This is a genomic window from Cohnella laeviribosi DSM 21336, assembly GCF_000378425.1.
Classification (GTDB): domain Bacteria; phylum Bacillota; class Bacilli; order Paenibacillales; family Paenibacillaceae; genus Cohnella; species Cohnella laeviribosi.
This window is the reverse complement of the sequence record NZ_KB899808.1, coordinates 178,086-198,737: the sequence shown is the minus strand read 5'-3', so window position 1 is coordinate 198,737 and position 20,652 is coordinate 178,086. Positions and strand designations below refer to the sequence as shown.

Sequence of the window (20,652 nt, the reverse complement as noted above, 5' to 3'; positions counted from 1 at the left end):
GAGGGGGTGGAAATTCGCAAAAAACGGCCCCCGCTTTGATATCCCGTTCGCTCAGAAAAACGCGCATCTCCAAAAATTGAATTTTTTGCTTGAAAAACGAACAAATGTTTGGTATTATTTAACCAGAACAAATGTTCCTATCTCGGACGGTGAGGATGCATGTTCATTTGGGACGAAACCCTTACGTTTGAGCAGTTTCGCCGCCGCTTTCAAACGGAGGACGACTGCGTCGCCGCCTTGTACCGCTTCAGATGGCCGGACGGATTCCGTTGTCCGCGCTGCGGCCACTCTCAAGCTTATACCATTGCGACGCGCCGGCTGCCGCTTTTTGAATGCCGTCATTGCCGGAAACAGACGTCCCTGATAGCGGGAACCATTATGGAAGGAAGCCGTACGCCGCTTCGCCTGTGGTTCCAAGCCATATTTCTGCACTGCCGTCCCGAAGAAATCAATGCGACTCAATTGGCAAGCATTCTTGGCGTGACCTATAAAACCGCCTGGCTGATGTGCCACAAGCTTCGCCATGCCATGAGCCAGAGAGACGCCGCTCTTCTGCTGGGCGGAAAGGTTCACATCGTGAACGCCATTCACCGCCGACAATTTACGTTGGAATGGCATCAGCAAGAGCATCCTGTTTTGATTGGAGCTTCCGTAGACGAAGACGGACAGTTTTCCTATTTAAAAATCAAAATCCAGCCCAAATTCATTCATCATCATAAATTGAAACAACCCGAAATCGAGCCCTTTCTTCTGCAACATGTCGACAAAAAGGCCCAATTCACGGTGTTCCCGGTTTCAAAAGGAAGCGATGCCAAACACAAGCTCAGAAAAATGGGTTGGTTGGCGGAAAGCTGGCTGGCCAGACTTTTCAGAGGAATTGGCCGAAAACATCTTCAAGTCTACCTCGACCATTATTGTTACATGCGGAACCTCCCGGCTTTTACCCGATTTAGCCGTCTTTTGAACGATTGCGCCGTATTTCCGACGATTACCTATCCAAAGTTGACCGGATCGACGGCTGCCGCCCGGTCTCGCCGCCTTCATCGGAACGCAACGGTCTCATCCCCATTTGCAAGCTGATCGGCAACGTCTTTTTCATCATCATAAAATGGTATTCCCGAACGAAGCTATCCGGTATGGATACATGAAGCGCTTTTGTAGGACCCACGATGGCCCATTCCTTCATGAGGCGAATTTTTTCACCCTGATGAATTCTTCGCGATTCGCTTTCATTATAACTGCTTTGACTTTGCTTAAACGCAACCTTACTCGCTTACTCTCGTCTTGATTCATTCACTTCCTGTCCTGCCGTCATCCTGAGTTAAAGGGATATCAAAGAAAAGCGCTGCAAGACAGATAGGAGAATCGGCAGCGCGCCGAAACCCTTTCCCTGAGCGAAGGGGATATCAAGCAAAAGGCAAACAAACAAGACACACGCAGGTCCCCCGGAACGGCAAAAAGCAGCTGCGCCGGGAAATCCCGGGACGCAACTGCTTTTCGTAAAGATCGTATGGTGGGAATTACGACTTCGCAACTTCGATCGCTTGACCGCGCAGGATATAGATGGTAATCGCATCCCCGTTTACGAGGTTGCTCGCCGTCAGCGTCGTCGTGGCATTATGGATGTAGACCTGAGGATGCAGCTTGACGAAGTTGTTGGTTTCGCTCAGCGAGCTCACTTTCCAGTAGAGAAGCGAGCCGTCAATGCGGAAGAACGTTTTCGCCATTCCGGGAACAATCGTAATGACCGTGCGATCCTGCTCGTCCTTTCGAACCTCGACGCGATCTTCGGCGCGAACCGACGAAAGGGACGGTTGCAGGACGCCATCCTTGTAAACGAGAGGCGAAGCGCCTACGTTTTGCTGGACGGTAGCTCCGGTGTTCGTTTGAAGCTGAATCGTTCCCGCGGCCGCATCGACGGATACGACTCGGCCGTAAGCGGTCGGCACGTATTTAAGCACCGTTGGCGTGTTGCCCAGCATCGTTGCGGTGACGAAGGAACCTGCCGGAAATTGCCCCAGGCCAGCGGCATTTCCGTTCTCGTCAAGATAAACCGTTTCCGCCCCGAGCGTCCACTCGTTAATGGTGCCCGAAGCGGATTTAAGCGTAATTTTGCTGTTGGCCGGATCGACGGATACGACCTCAAATTGCGCTTTTCGTTGGACATACACCGTCGAAATAAAATCCTGAGTCGAGTTCAGCAGCGCCGTCACCGTATCGCCGACCGCAATGTTCGTATAGGTCGGCGAGCTTTGGCCATAGATTTCGACCTTCGGCGTCGTATACGGAATCGTAACGGAAACGCCGTTCGCCTGCAAAAGGGTCAGCGTTTTCGTTGTCGTGTTGTTGGCGGTTACGGTGCCCGTGTATTTGGCGATGAAGGTGATTTTGACGGCGCGATCGTCGATATACCCGATATCCACTTTTTTGTTTTTGTAGAGCATAAGCGACGCGTTCGCCGCCGAAATGAGTTGTCCGTCGAGATAATAACGGGTCGAATCGCCGGTCGAAAACGCCTTGGCCTTTCCTGCGGCATCCTTGACGACCAGCACTTTGGCATCCGCATCGTAGGAAGATACGATCGCGCCGTACATCGTGGAAACCGTGCTGTCGTTCACTTCCACCGTCGCCACTTTGCCGTTTGCGTCCAACGTCATCGTAACCCGGTCTCCGCTCATCAGATCGTTGACGGTTGCGTCCGTCAGATCGCCGATTTTGACCTTGACGTTGTCGGCGTAAAATTTGAGGACGATGTTGCCGCTCCCCCCCGATTCGGTATATTGAATCGTTTTGGCGCTCGTGTCGACTTTAAATATCGTACCGGTGATCGTATTGGCGGCAACCGATTTCGTAATGACGACGGACGTGATTTCTCCGTTTCTGATCTCGTACGCAATCGTATCGCCGACCTTCAGCACTTGCTGGCCGACATAGTTGCCGTCTTTTTGATACGTAGCGCTGGCCGAGACGGAACGCGTCTCCGCGATTCCCGTCGTTTCATCTTTGACGGTAAGCAAACGGCTTGACGAATTCCACGACACCACCGTTCCCTGCCCGCTCTTGCTGACCGTCGATTGTTTGAGCGTTACGGCCACGACCTTGCCGTTGGCCCGAACCGTATCGACAACCAGCTTGACTGCCGCGCTGGAAGGAAGATCGCCCAGCGTCAGCGGGTTATTCTCGGCGTCGGCAACAACCGGAGGAACCTCCGGATCGTATTCGTACGTCTGCACATCTTCGCCGTTCAGAATGGAGATTTGATGCTTTGTCGCGCTCACGACGACCAGCGTTCCTTCCACCGTCTTTACTTGCGGCGTGTCGTCGATCTGTTCGGCGTAGGCGGCGCCGCCCGCGCCGTCGCTGATGACGAGTGCTTTACCGTATAGCGTAAGGCCGTCAAGCGTGGTCAGCTTCTCCGAATCGGCGCGCGAGAAGAGCGTGCTGTCCGTTACGGCATACGTCGTGATCGAACCGTCCGCCTGAAGCAGGGTCAGCTTGTCCGGCGCGATTCCGATCCAGATGCCCGAAGCTTGGTTGGGAAATGCGGTGTTCACGAACGTTTCGGCCCGGCTGATCAAAGTCGCCGCGGTTGCGCGGGAGACCTTGCCTTTCGGATCGAATTTGTTCCCGTCCGTTCCCTTGACCAATCCGAGGCTGACCGCCGCGTTGACGTATCCGAGCAAAGCCGGGTCGATGGCGGCGTTGTCGGCAAACGACGTGGCCCGGCCTTTGGCTGCCGTCGCTTCGTCCTCTTTCCCTACCGCGCGAACGAGCAGCCGCGCGATCCACTCGCGGGTCGCCGGCGCCGTGCCCCAGGAACCGCCTTTTTCCTTCTCCGCCAGCGCATACTCTTCGTTCCGGTTGAGCAGCCCTTTGGCGAACGCGTAATCGACATACGCGCTCGCGTAATTGCTCACGTTAAACGTGCTCGGAAAAGCGATGGCGCCGCCGGTGTCCGCTTTGCTTTCCAAGCCGAGCAAACGCAGCGCCATAATGACGGCATCCTGCCTCGTAACCGAACCGTTCAAGTCGAACTTGCCTTCGTTTCCTTTAACGATGCCCTGCAAAGCCAGCTTGGCAATGTGTTTCTCGGCCCAGTGGCCTGCCGCCACATCGCTGAACGGCGTCGCAGCCGCCGATGCGGACGGAACTCCCGTTACCGTCCCCGTCCAGACGAGCGCCAGCAATGCGATTAAACTCACCCATGTTTTCCCGCGCGTCACGAGCGCCATCCTATCTTCTCCCCTACGTCAAATTAAGATAAACCTTGATTGCCGTAGCCAAGCCTTGCGCCAGTTTGTTTTGGAATGCCTCGGTATACAGCTTCGATTCGTCGGAAGCATTGGACAAATACCCCGCTTCGTAAAGAACCGCAGGCATCGTCGTTTCTCGGGTCACGTACAAGCTGCTTTTGCGGACGCCGTTATCCTTCAGCCCCGTCGCGGAAACCGCATATTTGTGAACCGTCTCCGCGAAAGCCTTGCTGGCATCGCGCGTATAATACGTCTCGCTTCCGTTGGCCGAGCTCGACGTACTGCTGTTGGCGTGAACGGACAAAAACAGGTCCGCTTTCAGCGAGTTCGCCAGGTTCGCCCGGTCCGCCAGCGTCGGATACGAATCGTCGGACCGGGTCAGCACGACTTTCAACCGGGGATCCGCCGCAAGCAAATCCCGCAGCTTCAGAATGACCGCAAGGTTAAAATCCTTTTCCTTTTTCTTCGTGATGCTGATCGCGCCCGGGTCCGAACCGCCGTGGCCGGCATCGAGCACAATTGTATATACGTTCTTCCCGGGGCCGGACGGCGAACCGGCGGAAAGCGGCGCCAGCGCGATTCGAAGCTGATGGGCGTCCAGATCGTTCGTCAATTTGTAGCCCCAGGCTTGCTTGAGATCAAGCACGAAGCGAAGCGTCGAAGGATTGTTCGAAAACAAGGAATACCGGATTTTCTGCAGCGCCTCGTGGCCCGTGACGGCCAGTTCGCCCGTTTGCGTCTTGGAATCCGCCGAAAAACCGGGAACAAAATCGCTGGCGAACCCGGCGTTCGGCATGTCGATCACGATCCGGTCCGGTCCGGTCAACGTTGAAGTAAGAGGCTGAATGATGCCGTCGTATGTAAAAATAACCGTATCGTTTTCAAACTTCACTTCGCTTACGGTGCCTAACAGCCTGGGATTGGCGGCTCCGCCGCTGCCGCTTCCGTCCGTCGCGCCTCCGCCCGTCTCCCCGTTTCCGCCGGTTCCGGTCCCGTCGCCGGGTTCGACTACCCCGACCGTTCCTCCGCCCTTGGGCGGCGTGTCGCCGGAATTCTCGTCCGTCGATCCGCCGGATGATTTGTTGCTGTAGAGAAAAGCGGCCTTGGCGGTGTTGTCCCAGTATACCTGGAGACCGAACGCTTCGCCCGTAAAGCGCAGCGGAATGAGCGTCGTCTCCGATTTGGCCGTCGGAGCCGCAAGCATCGTCCGTTCCACGCCGTCGACCGTCGCCGTCTTCTTGTCAAGCGTCATGACGACTACGGATGTCCCGTTTTTTACGGTGATTTGTTTCGTACTTTTGTTGTAGTCTACCGTGTACCCCAAATTCTCGGTCACGATCCGAACCGGAACCATCGTAAAGTTGCCGATGATTTGCGGCGGTTCAGGCGGATTCAGCACTTTGCCGTCCAGAATGAGCTTTGGCGTAACCGACTGCGCGGATACGACTCCAGCCGACAGGAACAGCATGACGATTGCAGCAAACAATAGAGACGTCCAATTCTTCATGCTCCACCTCGGTGTCAAAAATCTCTTTGCCGAAAGAGTGCGTCCGCTTCCGGCTTGTCCATGAAAAATTAGACGTGAATAATAGATAAAAGTTGCGAGAACAATAGGAAAAAAGGGCCCTTTGTCCCGATTTTTGCCGAACCGGAAACAAAGGGCCTTGGCGCTTGTTCAGTACGAGTTGGCAAGACGAGCCTTATGCTTCTCTTCGTACGCCGCGATTTTGTCTTCGTGCTGCAGCGTCAGGCCGATGTCGTCCAGTCCTTGAAGCAGGAACTGGCGGCGATGCTCGTCGAGGTCGAACGCGATGGTCAACCCGTCGGCGTCGGAGATGATTTTGCTCTCCAGATCGACGGTAAGGGCGTAGCCCTCTTTGGCGTTCGTGCGCTGGAACAATTCTTCGACTTGCTCCTCGCTGAGCTTGATCGGAAGAATGCCGTTTTTGAAGCAGTTATTGTAGAAAATGTCGGCGAACGACGGCGCGATCACGACGCGGAAGCCGTAGTCGAGAATCGCCCAAGGCGCATGCTCGCGGGAAGAGCCGCAGCCGAAGTTGGCGCGGGAAATCAAAATGGACGCCCCTTGATAACGCGGCTGGTTCAGGCTGAAGTCGGGAATCGGTTCGCCTTTTTCGTCAAAACGCCATTCGTAGAACAAAAATTGGCCGAAGCCGCTCCGTTCGATCCGCTTCAAAAATTGTTTGGGAATAATGGCATCGGTGTCGACGTTCACGCGGTCAACCGGCGCGACAATGCCTGTCAATTTCGTAAATGGTTGCATCGTATCGTTGCTCCTTTCTTAAACCGTCACTTCGGAATGAAACTTCCATTTGCGGACGTCGGTGAATTTGCCCACGATCGCCGCTGCCGCCGCCATCTCCGGAGATACGAGATGGGTCCGTCCGCCGCGTCCTTGACGGCCTTCGAAGTTGCGGTTGGAAGTGGAAGCGCAGCGTTGGCCCGGCTGCAGCACGTCGGGATTCATCGCCAGACACATCGAGCAGCCCGCATCGCGCCATTCGAAACCGGCTTCGATGAAGATCTTGTCAAGCCCTTCCTTCTCCGCCTGCATCTTGACGCGCCCGGAACCCGGAACGACGATCGCCGTCACGTTCGGATTCACTTTGTAGCCTTTCGCCACTCTGGCGGCGGCGCGAAGGTCTTCGATCCGGCCGTTCGTGCAGGACCCGATAAAGACGTAGTCGATCGGAATTTCGGTCATCGGCGTGCCCGGCTTCAGATCCATGTAGGCCAGGGCTTTCTCCGCGGCCTTCCGTTCGTTCTCGGTCGGCAGTTGATCCGGATACGGAACGGACGACGTGATGCCCGTGCCCATGCCCGGGCTCGTTCCCCAGGTGACTTGCGGCTCAAGCTTGCTGATGTCCAGTTCGACGACCGCGTCGTAGGTCGCGCCTTCGTCGCTGACCAGCTGCTTCCATTGCTCAACCGCACGGTCGAAAGCTTCGCCTTTCGGCGCGTATTCGCGGCCGCGCAAATAGTTGAAGGTCGTTTCGTCCGGCGCGATCAGACCGGCGCGGGCGCCGCCTTCGATCGACATGTTGCAGATGGTCATCCGCTCTTCCATCGACAGGGCGCGGATCGCCTCTCCGGTGTACTCGATGACGTAGCCGGTCGCAAAGTCGGTGCCGTATTTGGCGATCAGACCGAGAATCATGTCCTTCGCCGTTACGCCGACCGGGCGCTCGCCGATAAAGTGGACCTTCATCGTCTTCGGCTTCGCTTGCTGCAGACACTGCGTAGCCAGCACGTGCTCCACTTCGCTCGTTCCGATGCCGAACGCCAGCGCGCCGAAAGCGCCATGCGTCGACGTGTGGCTGTCGCCGCACACGATCGTCTTGCCCGGGTGAGTCAAGCCAAGCTCCGGCCCCATGACGTGAACGACGCCCTGGTCGATCGTGTTCAGGTCGTAAAGCTTGACGCCGAACTCCTGGCAGTTCCGGGTCAGCGTGTCGACCTGCTGCTTGGAGATCGGATCCTTGATGTTGAAACGGTCTTTGGTCGGCACGTTATGGTCCATCGTCGCAAACGTCAAGTCCGGACGGCGAACCTTGCGTCCGCTCATGCGCAAGCCTTCGAACGCTTGCGGACTCGTCACTTCATGCACCAAGTGCAGATCGATGTACAAAATGCTAGGTTTGCCCTCTTCCGAATGGATGACGTGATTGTCCCAGATTTTCTCGAACATGGTCTTTTTTTGGCTCATGCTTTTCACCCCGTCGTGGTCTTTTCGTGAACGTTCTGTGAACATTTCGGATGAATATGACTCTATCATACCATTTCGGCATTCATTGTTCCAACATATAATATCTATAAGCTTAATAGTTCCATGCTATAATGAAAGTGCAGAAAGCGATGAAACGAATGCGACAGGAGGCTTTCGCGTGGAATTCCGACTGCTTCAATACGTGATCCAGATTGCCGCCGAGCGCAACTTCTCCCGCGCCGCCGAAAAGCTGCATATTGCCCAGCCTTCGCTCAGCCAGCAATTGTCCAAGCTGGAGAAAGAGCTCGGCGTCCTGCTGTTCAAGCGCAGCACGAACTCGGTCGAACTGACCTACGCGGGGTCCGTATTCGTCGAAAAAGCGCAGCGGATCCTCGATATGACGGAACAGCTCCGCCGCGAGATGGAAGATATCGCCGATTTGCGCAAGGGACGGATCGTGATCGGCAGCCTGCCGATGACCGGGACGCATGTCCTTCCGCTGGTCATCCCGGCTTTTCGGGCCGCCTATCCGGACATCGAGATCGCGCTCGTCGAGGAAACGTCGACCGAGCTTGAGCAGCTCACCGCCAGCGGCGGCACCGACGTCAGCCTGCTGTCCCTTCCGCTGACCGAGCACGCGCTCACGTACGAACCCATAATAGAAGAAGGCATCTTGCTCGCCGTTCCGCCCGACCACCGGCTGGCCGGCCGCAAAAGCGACCGGCCGGTGGTTGTGGAGGAGCTTGCCGAGGAACCGTTCGTGCTTCTGAAAAAAGGCCAGGGCTTCCGCGACATCTCGCTGCGCATGTGCGAAAGCGCGGGCTTCAGCCCGCGCATCGCCTTCGAAAGCGGCAATATCGAGACGGTGCAGTCGCTCGTCGCCGCCGGGCTCGGCATCGCGTTCGTGCCGGAGATGGTTGCCCGCAATTCGGGCCGGGAGCACGTCCCGGTCTATGTCCCGCTTCAGGGAGAGCCGACGCGAACGCTGGTCATCGCTTACCGCAAGGGCCGCTATTTGTCGAATGCGGCGGAGGCCTTTATCGCGACCTTTCGCAGCGTGATCAGCCGTTCGCTGGACAAGAAACGGGCAAATCCCTGAACAGGCGCATCGGAACAAGAACGTCGGAACGGGCGCTTCGGAACAGACGCAACCGGAACGGGCGCGATTACCCTTCGTAAAGGGCGGGACGGCGATCGGCGAACACCGGAATCCGTCCTCTGACTTCGTCGACCAGCGCAAGGTCGATGTCGGCCGTCAGAATCGTTTCCTCTTCGCCGGCTTCGGCCACGATCTCGCCCCACGGGTCGACGACCATGGAGTGGCCGAAAAACGCGGTCGTCCCGCTCGTGCCGACGCGATTGCACGCGACGACGTACATTTGGTTTTCGATCGCCCGCGCCTGAAGCAGCGTCCGCCAGTGGTGAAGCCGCGGATGCGGCCATTCGGCGGGAACGAACAGCACCTTCGCGCCGTCCAGCGCAAGCTTCCGGGCAAGCTCGGGAAACCGGATGTCGTAGCAGATCATGGCGCCCGCATCCGTTCCTTCCAATGAGAAGCGTCCGATCCGGTCGCCCGCTTGCAGATGCAGATGTTCGTCCATCAGTTGAAACAGATGGATTTTCGAGTATTCCGCCGTCAACCGGCCGCCGCGGTCAAAAACGTACAGCGTGTTGGTGACGCGATCCGGCTTCTCCTGCCCGCCGGCGCGGAGATTGGCGATCGATCCGGCGATCACATGGATGCCGTGACGGCGGCAAAAGCCGGACACGAACGCTTGGGTGCGCGCCCCTTCGGGATCGGCAAGCTCGCCGATCCGGTCGAGCGCGTAGCCGGTATTCCACATTTCCGGCACAAGGATGACATCCGGCTTCGGCGCAGCCGCCGCCGCTTCCTCAAGCAGGCGCTCCAGCCGTTCGAAGTTGGCGTCGGGAACCCCCGCTTCAATATGCATTTGAATAAGCGCAAGGCGCAGTCGGTTGCTCATGGCTTCAAATCTCCTTCAACTACCGTCGTTAGCAATCCCGTCCCCATCGTAACGCATTTCCGAGCGCGGCGGCAAGCCGGGTTATCCCCTCTTTTCCGATTGCCCTAACTCCTTCCCATGTGCTACAGTTGCCATATCCATGTTTGATTCAGGTTGGAGTGTGAACGAAATCCCATGGCAAAAACGATCCATCCGGCGCAGCGCCTTCAGGAGCTGCCGAAGCAATTTTTCGCCGCGCTTGTCGCCAAGGCGAACGCGCGCGCCGCTACGGGCCGCGACGTGCTCAATTTCGGCCAGGGCAATCCCGACTTGCCGACGCCCCCCCATATCGTCGAGTCGCTCAAGCAGGCGGCCGACAATCCGCTGTATCATAAGTACCCGCCGTTTCGCGGCTTCGCCTTTCTGAAGGAAGCCGTCGCCCGCCGGTACAAGGAGGATTACGGCGTCGAGCTCGATCCCGAAACGGAGGTGGCGGTGCTGTTCGGGGGCAAAACCGGGCTGATCGAGATCAGCCAGTGCCTGCTCAACCCCGGCGACGTCGCGCTCGTCCCCGATCCCGGTTATCCCGATTACTGGTCCGGCATCGTTCTCGCGGGCGGCGTCATGGCGTTCATGCCGCTGCTGGAACAAAACGGCTTCCTGCCCGATTACGAAGCGATACCGGAGGAAGCGCTGAGGAAAGCCAAGCTGATGTTTCTGAACTACCCGAACAATCCGACGTCCGCCACGGCGACGCGGGCCTTCTACGAGGAGACGGTTCGTTTTGCGGAGAAGCACGGCATCGTGATCGCCAGCGACTTCGCCTACGGCGCGATCGGATTCGACGGTAAGCGGCCGGTAAGCTTTCTTGAGACGCCGGGAGCCAAAGAGGTCGGCATCGAATTTTACACGCTGTCCAAAACGTACAACATGGCCGGCTGGAGAGTCGGCTTCGCTCTCGGCAACCGCAACGTGATCGAAATGATCAACCTCATTCAGGACCACTATTACTGCAGCCTGTTCGGCGGCATTCAGGAAGCCGCGGCGGCGGCGCTGAACGGACCGCAGGACTGCGTCGCCTCGCTTGTGCGCACCTACGAGAGCAGGCGCAACGCGCTGTACGGCGCGCTTGCCGACATCGGCTGGCACGCGCCCAAGCCGGCCGGTTCCTTTTTCTGCTGGCTGCCGGTTCCCGAAGGCTATACGTCCGTCTCCTTCGCCGACCTGCTCCTGGAAGAGGCCGATGTCGTCGTCGCGCCCGGCGTCGGCTTCGGTTCGCATGGCGAAGGGTACGTCCGGCTGGGGCTGCTGGCTCCCGAGGAGCGGCTGATCGAAGCGGCCGAGCGGATCGGAAGGCTGGGTCTGTTCCGCTGACCGTTCCTTTACAACCGAAGCCGCGCATGCTATGCTTAAACTATATATGAGCCGCTTAAGAAAGCGGCGCGGATCGGAAAACGCGATGAAGGGAAACGAAGCGGACAAAGGCATGTCCAGAGAGCGAATTCGGAAGCTGCGAGAATTTGCCTTGCCTCCGCCTCCCCCACCCCGGAGCGGCCGGCGACGAGCCGGACAGTCCCCCCTGTTACGGGGAATCCAAGCGGATGCCGCAAACGCGATAAGCTTCAGCGCTTTCGGCATCAATAAAGGTGGTACCGCGGAAGGCAACTTTCGTCCTTTGTTTCAGGGCGAAAGTTTTTTTGTTTTCTTCATGCGCGGCACCGATCCACCGCGTTCGCGTCATTATCGCGATATTTGTGCTACTACATGCAACGAAAGGACTGTGTATCCCATGGCGCAACGGATCGTCGTCAAGATCGGCAGCAGCTCGCTGGCGTCGAGCGAAGGCGGGCTGAACGGCGACCGCGTCCGCTTCTATGCCGACGAACTGGCTTCGCTTCACAAGGCGGGCGCGGAAGTGCTGCTCGTCACCTCGGGAGCGGTTGCCGCCGGCTTCAAGCCGATCGGCTACGCCTCCCGTCCGAAGCTCATGCACGAAAAGCAAGCGGCGGCGGCTGTCGGACAGGCGCTGCTCATGAGGGCGTACCAGGAGGCGTTCGAGGCGCACCGCATCACCGCAGCGCAAATATTGCTCACCCGTCCCGACTTCGCCAGCCGCTCCCGCTCCCAGCATGCGCATCGCACCATCGAGGAGCTGCTCCGGCAGCGGGTCATACCGATCATCAACGAAAACGACACGGTGGCGGTCGACGAGCTGAAATTCGGGGAAAACGATTCCCTTTCCGCGCTGGTCGCCAACCTGGTCAAAGCCAACGGCCTTTATATATTGACGGACATCGAGGGGCTCTACACCGCGGACCCGCGCAAGGACCCGAACGCGCAGCGCATCGACCGAGTCGAGGTCATCTCCGAGGAACTGTACAAAATCGCCGGAGGCGCCGGCTCTGCCGTCGGCACCGGGGGAATGCGCTCCAAAATCGAAGCGGCGCGCATCGCGATGGGGGGCGGCGTGTCGACCTTCATCGGACGGGTTGCCGAGCCTGGCGATCTGGCCGCGGCGGTCGCAGGCCAAGGACGCGGCACTTACTTCGCCGGCTCCCTGCATTCGCTGCCCGCGAAAAAACAGTGGATCGGGTTTCTGTCCGTTCCGCAAGGGCGCGTGATCGTGGACGAAGGCGCCGAAGCGGCCCTGCTGACCAAGGGGCGCAGCCTGCTCCCCGCCGGCGTCATCCGCGCCGAAGGCGACTTTCACCCCGGGGACGTCGTCGAGGTCGCGAACGCGAACGGACGGACGCTCGGACGCGGCGTGTCCAACTACGCCTCGTGGCAGCTCACCGCCGTCGCCGGACTGTCCAGCAAGGAAGCGCAGCGGCGCGTCGACGTGCCGCGCATCGAAGTGATCCACCGGGACGAATGGGTTGAAACTTACGTGCAGCAATCGCAATAAGGAATTCATGGCTAGGAGGCGATACGACATGAGTGAAGTCAAAACCAAAGCGAAGCTGGCCCGGGAAGCCGCGGCCGTGCTCAACAAGCTGACCACCAAGCAGAAAAACGACGCGCTGCTGCGCATGGCCGATGCGCTCATTGCGCGAGAGGCGGACATTATCGCCGCGAACGGCGAAGATTTGGAGCGCGGCCGCGCTAACGGCACCACCAGCGCCATGCTCGATCGGCTGAAGCTGACCAAGGAGCGGATTGCGGATATCGCGCAAGGGCTGCGCGAAGTCGCGGCCCTGCCCGACCCGGTCGGCGACGTGCTGGAGACGATCGAGCGGCCCAACGGGCTGCATATCGAGAAAATCCGCGTGCCGATCGGCGTGATCGGCATGATTTACGAGTCACGGCCCAACGTGACGGTCGACGCCGCCGGCCTGTGCCTGAAGACGGGCAACGCCGTCGTGCTGCGCGGAGGCTCGGCCGCCATTTCCTCCAACCGGATCATCGTGGAGACGCTGAAACAGGCGCTGGCCGGCACGGACGTCCCTCCCGACGCGTTGCAGTTGATCGAGGATACGGACCGCTCCTCCGTCGACGAGATGCTGAAGCTCAACGGCTTGCTGGACGTCGTCATCCCCCGCGGCGGCGCGTCGCTCATCCAAAACGTCGTGCAAAACGCGACCGTGCCGGTCATCGAGACGGGCGCGGGCATTTGCCATACTTACATCGACGCGAGCGCTAACGCCGAGATGGCCGAAGCGATTGCGCTCAACGCCAAAGTCCAGCGCCCATCGGTGTGCAATTCGATGGAAACGCTGCTCGTGCACGCCGAATTCGCCGAGCGCGGCTTGCCGGCTCTGGCCGAACGCTTCCGCGACAGCGGCGTCGAGCTTCGGGGCTGCGAGCGCGTCCGCAAGCTGGTCCCGTGGGCGAACGCCGCCACCGAGCAAGATTTCGCCACGGAATACAACGATTACATTCTCAACGTCAAAATCGTCGACACTTTGGACGAAGCGCTGGACCATATCCGCCGGTTCGGCACGAAGCACTCGGAGTGCATCGTGACGGAAACGAAAGAGCATGCCGAACGGTTCCTGCAGGAGGTGGACGCCGCCGCCGTTTACCATAATGCTTCCACCCGTTTCACCGACGGATTCGAATTCGGCTTCGGCGCCGAAATCGGCATCAGCACGCAAAAGCTGCACGCCCGCGGCCCGATGGGCCTGCCTGCGCTCACCTCCACGAAATACAAAGTGACCGGCAGCGGCCAGGTGCGCCAATAACCGGCGTTGGATAGGAGTGTAAAAAACATGACAAACCAAACGAATTCGTCCCCTCTCGGGAACGTTGGCATCTGTTTTTACGGCGCCGGTTCGATGGCTGAAGCCATTATCCGCGGATTGACGGCGACAGGCGCCGCATCCCCGGACCGCATCGTCGTCCTGAACCGCCAGAACGCCGCAAGGCTGGAGGAGCTTCGCCGGCTGTACCGGGTCGTGCCGGCCGCCGGCGAAGACGCAAAGGCGAAAGCTTTGGCGGAAAGCGACGTCATCGTACTCTGCATGAAGCCGAAAGACGCCGCCGAAGCGTTGCTTAAGCTGAAGTCCCATCTTCGCGGCGATCAGCTCCTCATCTCGGTCGTCGCCGGCCTGTCGATCCGCACGATGGAGCAGCTGCTCGGCAGACCCCACCCTATCGTCCGCACGATGCCGAATACGTCGAGTACGATCGGCCTCGGCGCGACCGGGCTCAGCTTTTCCGCTGCCGTTACCGACGCCGGCCGCGAGCTGGCGCTGGCGATGTTCGAGGCCGTCGGCATGACGGCGGTCGTCCGCGAGGAGCTGATGGAGGCGGTCACCGCCGTCTCCGGCAGCGGCCCTGCCTACATCTATTACATGATGGAGGCGATGATTGCGGCGGGCGTCGCGCAGGGTCTTACGCCGGAAACGGCGCGCGCGCTCACCGTGCAGACGGTTCGCGGCGCCGCCGAAATGGTGCACCGCACGGGAGAAGCGCCCTCCGAGCTGCGCCGCAAGGTGACGTCGCCGAACGGCACGACGCACGCTGCGATCGAAACGATGGACCGGCTCGGCTTCGGCGAGACCGTCCGCCGGGCGATGGACCGCTGCGCGGCGAGAGCCGCGGAGCTGGGCGAAGCGATTGCAAGCGAAGCGCTCAAGCGCATGTGACGTACCCAAGATTTCCAGAAAGCGGGGAGTTGTGATGAGCAACAACGCATACACGACGGCTACCTATCGTCTGTTTGACGACAAAGCCGATTTCGCCAAAAAAGCCGAAGGCATCGCCGTTGGCCTTACCGTCGGCAGCTGGACCGACTTGCCGGAGGTAACCAAACGGAACATGGAAAAGCACCTCGGCAAAGTCGTGTCGATCAAGGCGCACGAGCCGGAAGGCGCCGCGCCCGGCGAGCGTTACGCCGACATTACGATCGCCTATCCGGATATCAATTTCAGCCGCGACCTTCCGGCGCTGCTGGTGACCGTGTTCGGCAAGCTGTCGATGGACGGCCGCATCAAGCTGCTCGATATCGCGCCGTCGGACAAGTTCCTCGAGGCGTTCCCCGGACCGAAGTTCGGCATCGAAGGCGTGCGCGCCGCCCTCGGCGTTCATGACCGGCCGCTTCTGATGAGCATCTTCAAATCCGTCATCGGCTATGATCTGGCGAATTTGCGCGAGCAGTTTCTGCAGCAGGCGCTGGGCGGAGTCGATCTGATCAAGGACGACGAAATTCTGTTCGAAAACCCGCTGACCCCGCTCGAGCGCCGGGTCGAAACGTGCATCGAAGCAGCCAGGGAAGCCGAACAAACTACCGGCCAAAAGCTGATCTATTTCACCAACCTGACGGGACCGACATCGCAGCTTCGCGCCAACGCCCTAAAGGCGATCAACGCCGGCGCGAACGGTCTGCTCTTCAACGTGCTCGCTTACGGCTTCGACGCGCTCGCCGAGCTCGCAGCCGACCCCGCGATCAACGTGCCGATCGCCGCGCATCCCGCGATGGCCGGCGCCTTCTATCCTTCGCCGCATCACGGCATTGCCGCCCCGCTGCTGCTCGGCAAGCTGACGCGGATCGCAGGCGCCGATCTGTCGCTCTTTCCGTCCCCGTACGGCTCCGTCGTCATGCCGAAGGAGGAAAATCTGGCGGTGCAGGCCGCGCTTGTCGACCCGGCTCTGCCGATGAAGTCCGCCTTCCCGGTGCCGTCGGCCGGCATCCATCCGGGACTGGTGCCGCTGATCGTCCGGGATTTCGGGCAGGACGTCGTCGTCAACGCGGGCGGCGGCGTTCACGGCCATCCGCAAGGCGCCGCAGCCGGCGGCAGAGCGTTCCGTCAAGCCATCGACGCGGTATCCGCCGGCGTCGACCTGGAAACGTACGCGGCGGAGCATGAAGAACTGAAGATCGCGATCGAGCGTTGGGGGGTCCGCAAGGCATGAGCGAATGGGGCCATCGTCCTCCCGTCCTCTTTTGCGATTTTGACGGCACCATCACCATGAGCGACAACATCGTCGCCATTATGAAGCATTTCGACCCGCCGGGATGGGAGCCGATCGTCCGGGATATCGTCGACGAACGGAAAACCGTGCGCCAAGGAGTCGGCGAGCTGTTCGCCCTGCTGCCCTCCTCGATGCGGGAAGAAATTACGCGATTCGTGCTCGAGCAAGCGGCCATCCGCCCCGGCTTTCCCGAGCTGCTCGACTGGTGCAAGCGCAACGGCGTCGAATTTTTCGTCACCAGCGGCGGCATCGACTTCTTCGTCTATCCGCTGCTCGCGCCGTTCGACATTCCGCGCGACCACATCTTCTGCAACGGCAGCGACTTCAGCGGCGAGCGGATCCGCATTACCTGGCCCTACCCGTGCGACCATGAATGCGACAATTACGGCGGCTGCGGCATGTGCAAGACGACGATCATCCGCCGTTATCCCAAAGAGCGGTACCGCCGCATCCTGATCGGCGACAGCGTGACGGATTTTCCCGGCGCGCGGCTTGCCGACCTGGTCTTCTCACGCTCGCACTTGACGGAAAAATGCCGCGAGCTGGGCCTGGCGCACATCCCGTTTGAGACGTTTCACGATATTGTAGCCAAATTGGAACAAGGAGAATGGAAACCATGAGCGAAGCATCCAAGCAGCCGATTTACTTGGAGGACAAGCAGCGCGTCTTCCGCGAGCTGGCCGCCGTGAAGGCCGATTTCGCGGCCCGCGGCTGGTTCCCGGGCACAAGCGGCAACCTGTCCATGCGCATCGGGGACTACGCGCCCGATCAATTTACGTTCGCCGTCACGTCCAGCGGCAAAGACAAGGCCGCTTCGACGCCGGAGGACTTCCTGATCGTCGACCAGACGGGCAAGCCCTGCGAGCCGACCCGGCTCAAGCCGTCCGCGGAAACGCTGATCCACTGCGAAATTTACCGGTTGACCGGCGCGGGCGCCATTTTCCATATCCATTCCGTCTACAACAACCTGGTCTCCGAGCTGTTCTGGGAGCGCCGCGCCGTGCCGGTCGAAGGCGTCGAACTGATCAAGGCGTTCAATATTTGGGACGAGGAAGCGGTCATCGACGTCCCGATCGTCTCCAACTTCGCCGACATCCCGCGCATCGTGCCGGAAGTTACCGAGCGGCTTAATCCGCGGATTCCGGGCATTTTGCTGCGCAAGCACGGCATTTACGCCTGGGGCCGCGACGCCTTCGAGGCGAAGAAGCATCTCGAGGCGTTCGAGTTTCTGTTCGAGTACGTGTATCGGCTGCAGCTCGTGCGCGGTCGTTAATCCTGCGGCAAAAAAATAAAGGGCAGGGCCCAAAGACGCGCAAACGCTTTGGGTCCTGCCCATTTTTTCATGCGGATTCGCTGACGGGATCAGGTGCCGGTATGGCCGAATCCGCCTTCCCCGCGGACCGTTTCGGACAGTTCGGCCACCTCTTCGATCCTAACCTGCGGAACGACTTGAAACACCATCTGCGCGATCCGCTCGCCGCGGCGGATCGTAAACGGCTCCCGGCCGTGATTGATCAGCAGCACCTTTACCTCGCCGCGGTAATCGGCGTCGATCGTGCCGGGCGAATTGAGGCACGTGATGCCGTGCTTATAGGCAAGGCCGCTGCGGGGGCGGATTTGCGCCTCCAGCTCGCGCGGCATCGCCATGGCGAAGCCGGTCGGAATCAGCGCCCGCTCTCCGGGCGCCAGCGTGACCGGCTCCGCTACGGCCGCGTGAAGATCGAATCCCGCCGCCCATTCGGACATTTTTTGCGGCAAGGGGATATCTTCATTCCCCGGCAACCGTTTCAACTGTATTGGATACAACAAACTCCCTCCCGATTCCTGCGAGCGCCTTCTCCTGCCCACCGACCAATGCGATCGAACAAGGTTGGGCCATGATTTTCCGCAGCATGCCGTTGACGTCTTCCATCGTCACCGCATCGATTTTTTCCAGCATTTCATCGAGCGTGAAATATTTCCCCAGCATCAGCTCGTTTTTGCCGATCCGGTTCATCAGGCTGCTGGTGCTTTCCAGACTCAAAATCAAATTGCCTTTAAGCTGCTCTTTCCCCCGGGCCACCTCGGCTTCGGTCAGTCCCTTGTCCTTCAATTCCTGCAGGATCTCCATCGTCAAGTCGTAGACGTCCTTCGTCTGCTTGGGCGCGGTCCCCGCATAGACGGTCAGCAAGCCGCTGTCCGAATAAGAGGTATGATAGGAATAGACCGAGTAGGCGAGTCCGCGTTTCTCCCGGATTTCCTGGAACAGCCTGGAGCTCATCCCGCCGCCGATCGTATTGTTGAGCAAAATCATGGCGTAAAGCTTCGGATCGTCGATGGCGCAGCCGGGAAACGACAGGCACAGGTGATTTTGCTCCGTCTTCTTCTTGTGGAACAGCGCGTCGGAACGGAAAACCGGCGCCTGCAGCACCGGGTCTTCGCCCCTCACGGCAAAATGTCCGAAATGCTTCTCCAGAAGCTCCAGCACTTCTTCCCCGACGTTGCCGGCCAGGCTGATCACCGTGTTCTCGACCCGGTAGCGCTCGGCCATATAGCGGCGAAGGTCGGCCGCCCCCATCGCGTTCAGCCGTTCGGCCGTTCCCAAAATTGAGTAGGCAAGCGGATGATCGCCGAAGGACGCGCGCGACGCCAGGTCGTGCACCGTATCGTCCGGCGTATCCTCGTACATCGAGATTTCCTCGAGAATGACGTTTTTCTCCTTGGCAAGCTCGTCGTCCGCGAACTTCGATTCGAAAAACATATCCGCCAGCACGTCGACCGCGATCGGCAAATGCTGGTCGAGCACCTTGGCGTAATAGCACGTATACTCCTTCGAAGTAAAGGCGTTGACATTGCCTCCGATCCCGTCGAACAGATCCGCGATCTCCCGGGCGGAATGCCGGTCCGTGCCTTTGAACAGCATATGTTCGATAAAATGGGAGATCCCGTTGTTGTCCGGCGTCTCGTTGCGGGAACCGGTTCTGACCCATATTCCGAAAGCGACGGAACGGCTGGTCGGAATCGATTCGATCATGACGCGCAGACCGTTTTTCAGCTGATATTTGTTCACCCATTCTCCCCCTATAGATCAGTAGTAACACTATATCAAATATCGACACGCGTCTCAACCGCCGGCCAGCCGGCAAGCGCCTATCCTCTTTAAGGCTTCCGGCGCTCCGCTCTGGCGGAAGACAGCGTATCCGAGACGGTCCCGGGTTCCAGCCCTTTGGCCCGAACGGCGCGGATGATGCCCTTAAGCGCCTGCTCCGTCGTCGCGGTCGGGTGCATCAGGATAAGCGTGCCGGGCTCCGCCCTGGCGGCCACCTTGGCGACGACGCTGTCCGGCGGAGGGCTTTTCCAGTCGATCGTATCCAACGTCCACAGCACCGTTCTCAGCCCAAGCTCGGAAGCGACCCGGACGGTCAGCCCGTTGTAATCGCCGGACGGCGGCGCAAACCATTTGTTTTTCACGCCGAGCCTGTCCTTGAGCAGCGCCTCGGTCCTGGCGATTTCGCTGCGCTGGCGCGCTTCGCCAAGCGCGCTCATTTTCGGGTGGGTATACGCGTGATTGGAAGCCTCGTGGCCCTCTTTGACGATGCCCTTCGCCGTTTCGAGATGCTTGCTGAGCCAGGACCCGTCGAAAAAAAAGGTCGCTTTCGTTTTTTCGTCCCGCAGCGTGTTCAAAATCGACGGCAAATATTCGTCGCCCCAAGCAACGTTGATCATTAGCCCGACCATCGGTTTGTTCGGATTGCCGCGGTATACCGGCGCCGGCTCAAGCTCGTCGAGCTGAACGGCGGGCGCCACTTCGCGGAATACCCAGGGAAAGTCCTGCGGATTGCCGCCGGGCTTTAACCCCATCGCCTTCGCCTGGGCAATCGTGGCGCCGATATCGACTTCGCGCCCGTTGTAACCGGGGATCGCTTTCCACACCCGGTCGATGACCGCATCCACCGGCGGCTCGCGGAGCTTTGAAGCTTCGGTCCGAATCCATTCCTCCAGCTGCCGCTGATCGGACGCCCCGAACTCATCAAAGGCGATGGAGGCGGAACGCTCGTTTTTCACGGCTTGTACATAATCGCCGATCGGGCTGTAGCGCCCGGCGGCGAGAACGGCGGCCAGACATGCCAGCATCGCCGCCAGGCGAAACGGCGACGTCGTTCGCATCGGTCATCCCTCCTCGTGTGCACGCCAGCGGCGTTCGTTCCGGACAACCCGTGCGCGGCAGCGAGTCGCCTCGCCTCCATCCTATGCCCTTTTCGTCCCGTTTATGTACAAGGCTCTTCAAAGCGGCTTCCGCTTCCCGGACATGAAA

The 20,652-nt window shown here is 59.4% G+C and carries 17 protein-coding genes; 9 read left to right on the top strand and 8 right to left on the bottom strand.

Features of this window, described 5'->3' with window-relative positions; genetic code table 11:
- The first annotated feature begins 159 nt into the window (after positions 1-159).
- Positions 160-1,080, top strand: a complete 921-nt coding sequence (locus tag F560_RS22160) for a transposase (RefSeq protein ID WP_019003827.1) — start codon at positions 160-162, stop codon at positions 1,078-1,080.
- Positions 1,081-1,520: 440 nt separating this feature from the next.
- Here F560_RS22160 and F560_RS0100980 read toward each other — a convergent pair whose 3' ends face one another.
- The 4 genes from F560_RS0100980 to leuC all read right to left on the bottom strand — a co-directional run bounded on the left by F560_RS0100980 (position 1,521) and on the right by leuC (position 7,980).
- Complete coding sequence (locus F560_RS0100980) at positions 1,521-4,232, bottom strand: S-layer homology domain-containing protein (RefSeq protein ID WP_019003826.1); 2,712 nt, start codon at positions 4,230-4,232, stop codon at positions 1,521-1,523.
- 13 nt (positions 4,233-4,245) lie between these two features.
- Complete coding sequence (locus F560_RS0100975) at positions 4,246-5,760, bottom strand: N-acetylmuramoyl-L-alanine amidase family protein (protein ID WP_026298023.1); 1,515 nt, start codon at positions 5,758-5,760, stop codon at positions 4,246-4,248.
- Positions 5,761-5,928: 168 nt separating this feature from the next.
- The gene (gene leuD / locus F560_RS0100970) at positions 5,929-6,537 is read right to left on the bottom strand and encodes a 3-isopropylmalate dehydratase small subunit (RefSeq protein ID WP_019003824.1); all 609 of its coding nucleotides are present in this window, start codon (positions 6,535-6,537) and stop codon (positions 5,929-5,931) included.
- Positions 6,538-6,555: 18 nt separating this feature from the next.
- Positions 6,556-7,980, bottom strand: coding sequence for a 3-isopropylmalate dehydratase large subunit (gene leuC, locus F560_RS0100965; RefSeq protein WP_019003823.1), 1,425 nt, complete (start codon positions 7,978-7,980; stop codon positions 6,556-6,558).
- Between the two features lie 178 nt (positions 7,981-8,158).
- Between leuC and F560_RS0100960 the strand changes: the two genes are divergently transcribed.
- Positions 8,159-9,079 (top strand): LysR family transcriptional regulator, encoded by a 921-nt coding sequence (locus tag F560_RS0100960; protein ID WP_019003822.1) that lies wholly within the window; start codon positions 8,159-8,161, stop codon positions 9,077-9,079.
- A gap of 67 nt (positions 9,080-9,146) precedes the next feature.
- Here F560_RS0100960 and F560_RS0100955 read toward each other — a convergent pair whose 3' ends face one another.
- Positions 9,147-9,965 carry a carbon-nitrogen family hydrolase gene (locus F560_RS0100955; protein ID WP_019003821.1) on the bottom strand — a complete coding sequence of 273 codons (819 nt, stop codon included), beginning with the start codon at positions 9,963-9,965 and terminating at the stop codon, positions 9,147-9,149.
- A 174-nt stretch (positions 9,966-10,139) separates the two neighbouring features.
- On the opposite strand from F560_RS0100955, the gene F560_RS0100950 reads away from it, so the two are divergent.
- The 7 genes from F560_RS0100950 (at position 10,140) to mtnB (ending at position 17,631) form a co-directional block, all read left to right on the top strand.
- Positions 10,140-11,318 carry a pyridoxal phosphate-dependent aminotransferase gene (locus tag F560_RS0100950; RefSeq protein ID WP_019003820.1) on the top strand — a complete coding sequence of 393 codons (1,179 nt, stop codon included), beginning with the start codon at positions 10,140-10,142 and terminating at the stop codon, positions 11,316-11,318.
- 415 nt (positions 11,319-11,733) lie between these two features.
- Positions 11,734-12,849: a glutamate 5-kinase gene (proB, locus tag F560_RS0100945; protein WP_019003819.1), complete on the top strand. Its 1,116-nt coding sequence runs from the start codon at positions 11,734-11,736 to the stop codon at positions 12,847-12,849.
- A 28-nt stretch (positions 12,850-12,877) separates the two neighbouring features.
- Positions 12,878-14,125: a glutamate-5-semialdehyde dehydrogenase gene (locus tag F560_RS0100940; protein WP_019003818.1), complete on the top strand. Its 1,248-nt coding sequence runs from the start codon at positions 12,878-12,880 to the stop codon at positions 14,123-14,125.
- 27 nt (positions 14,126-14,152) lie between these two features.
- A complete protein-coding gene (gene proC, locus F560_RS0100935; RefSeq protein ID WP_019003817.1) occupies positions 14,153-15,031 on the top strand; it encodes a pyrroline-5-carboxylate reductase in 879 nt (292 codons plus the stop codon).
- 34 nt (positions 15,032-15,065) lie between these two features.
- Complete coding sequence (locus F560_RS0100930) at positions 15,066-16,298, top strand: 2,3-diketo-5-methylthiopentyl-1-phosphate enolase (RefSeq protein WP_019003816.1); 1,233 nt, start codon at positions 15,066-15,068, stop codon at positions 16,296-16,298.
- Positions 16,295-16,978: a 2-hydroxy-3-keto-5-methylthiopentenyl-1-phosphate phosphatase gene (locus F560_RS0100925; RefSeq protein ID WP_019003815.1), complete on the top strand. Its 684-nt coding sequence runs from the start codon at positions 16,295-16,297 to the stop codon at positions 16,976-16,978. Before F560_RS0100930 ends, F560_RS0100925 begins: the two co-directional genes overlap by 4 nt.
- On the top strand, positions 16,975-17,631 hold the full coding sequence (gene mtnB, locus F560_RS0100920) for a methylthioribulose 1-phosphate dehydratase (RefSeq protein WP_019003814.1): 657 nt from the start codon (positions 16,975-16,977) through the stop codon (positions 17,629-17,631). Before F560_RS0100925 ends, mtnB begins: the two co-directional genes overlap by 4 nt.
- Positions 17,632-17,720: 89 nt before the next feature.
- Here mtnB and dut read toward each other — a convergent pair whose 3' ends face one another.
- The 3 genes from dut to F560_RS0100905 all read right to left on the bottom strand — a co-directional run bounded on the left by dut (position 17,721) and on the right by F560_RS0100905 (position 20,504).
- Positions 17,721-18,164, bottom strand: coding sequence for a dUTP diphosphatase (gene dut / locus F560_RS0100915; protein WP_026298028.1), 444 nt, complete (start codon positions 18,162-18,164; stop codon positions 17,721-17,723).
- On the bottom strand, positions 18,127-19,407 hold the full coding sequence (locus F560_RS0100910) for a M16 family metallopeptidase (protein WP_019003812.1): 1,281 nt from the start codon (positions 19,405-19,407) through the stop codon (positions 18,127-18,129). Before F560_RS0100910 ends, dut begins: the two co-directional genes overlap by 38 nt.
- An 89-nt stretch (positions 19,408-19,496) precedes the next feature.
- Positions 19,497-20,504, bottom strand: coding sequence for a polysaccharide deacetylase family protein (locus F560_RS0100905; protein ID WP_019003811.1), 1,008 nt, complete (start codon positions 20,502-20,504; stop codon positions 19,497-19,499).
- Positions 20,505-20,652 lie beyond the last annotated feature (148 nt).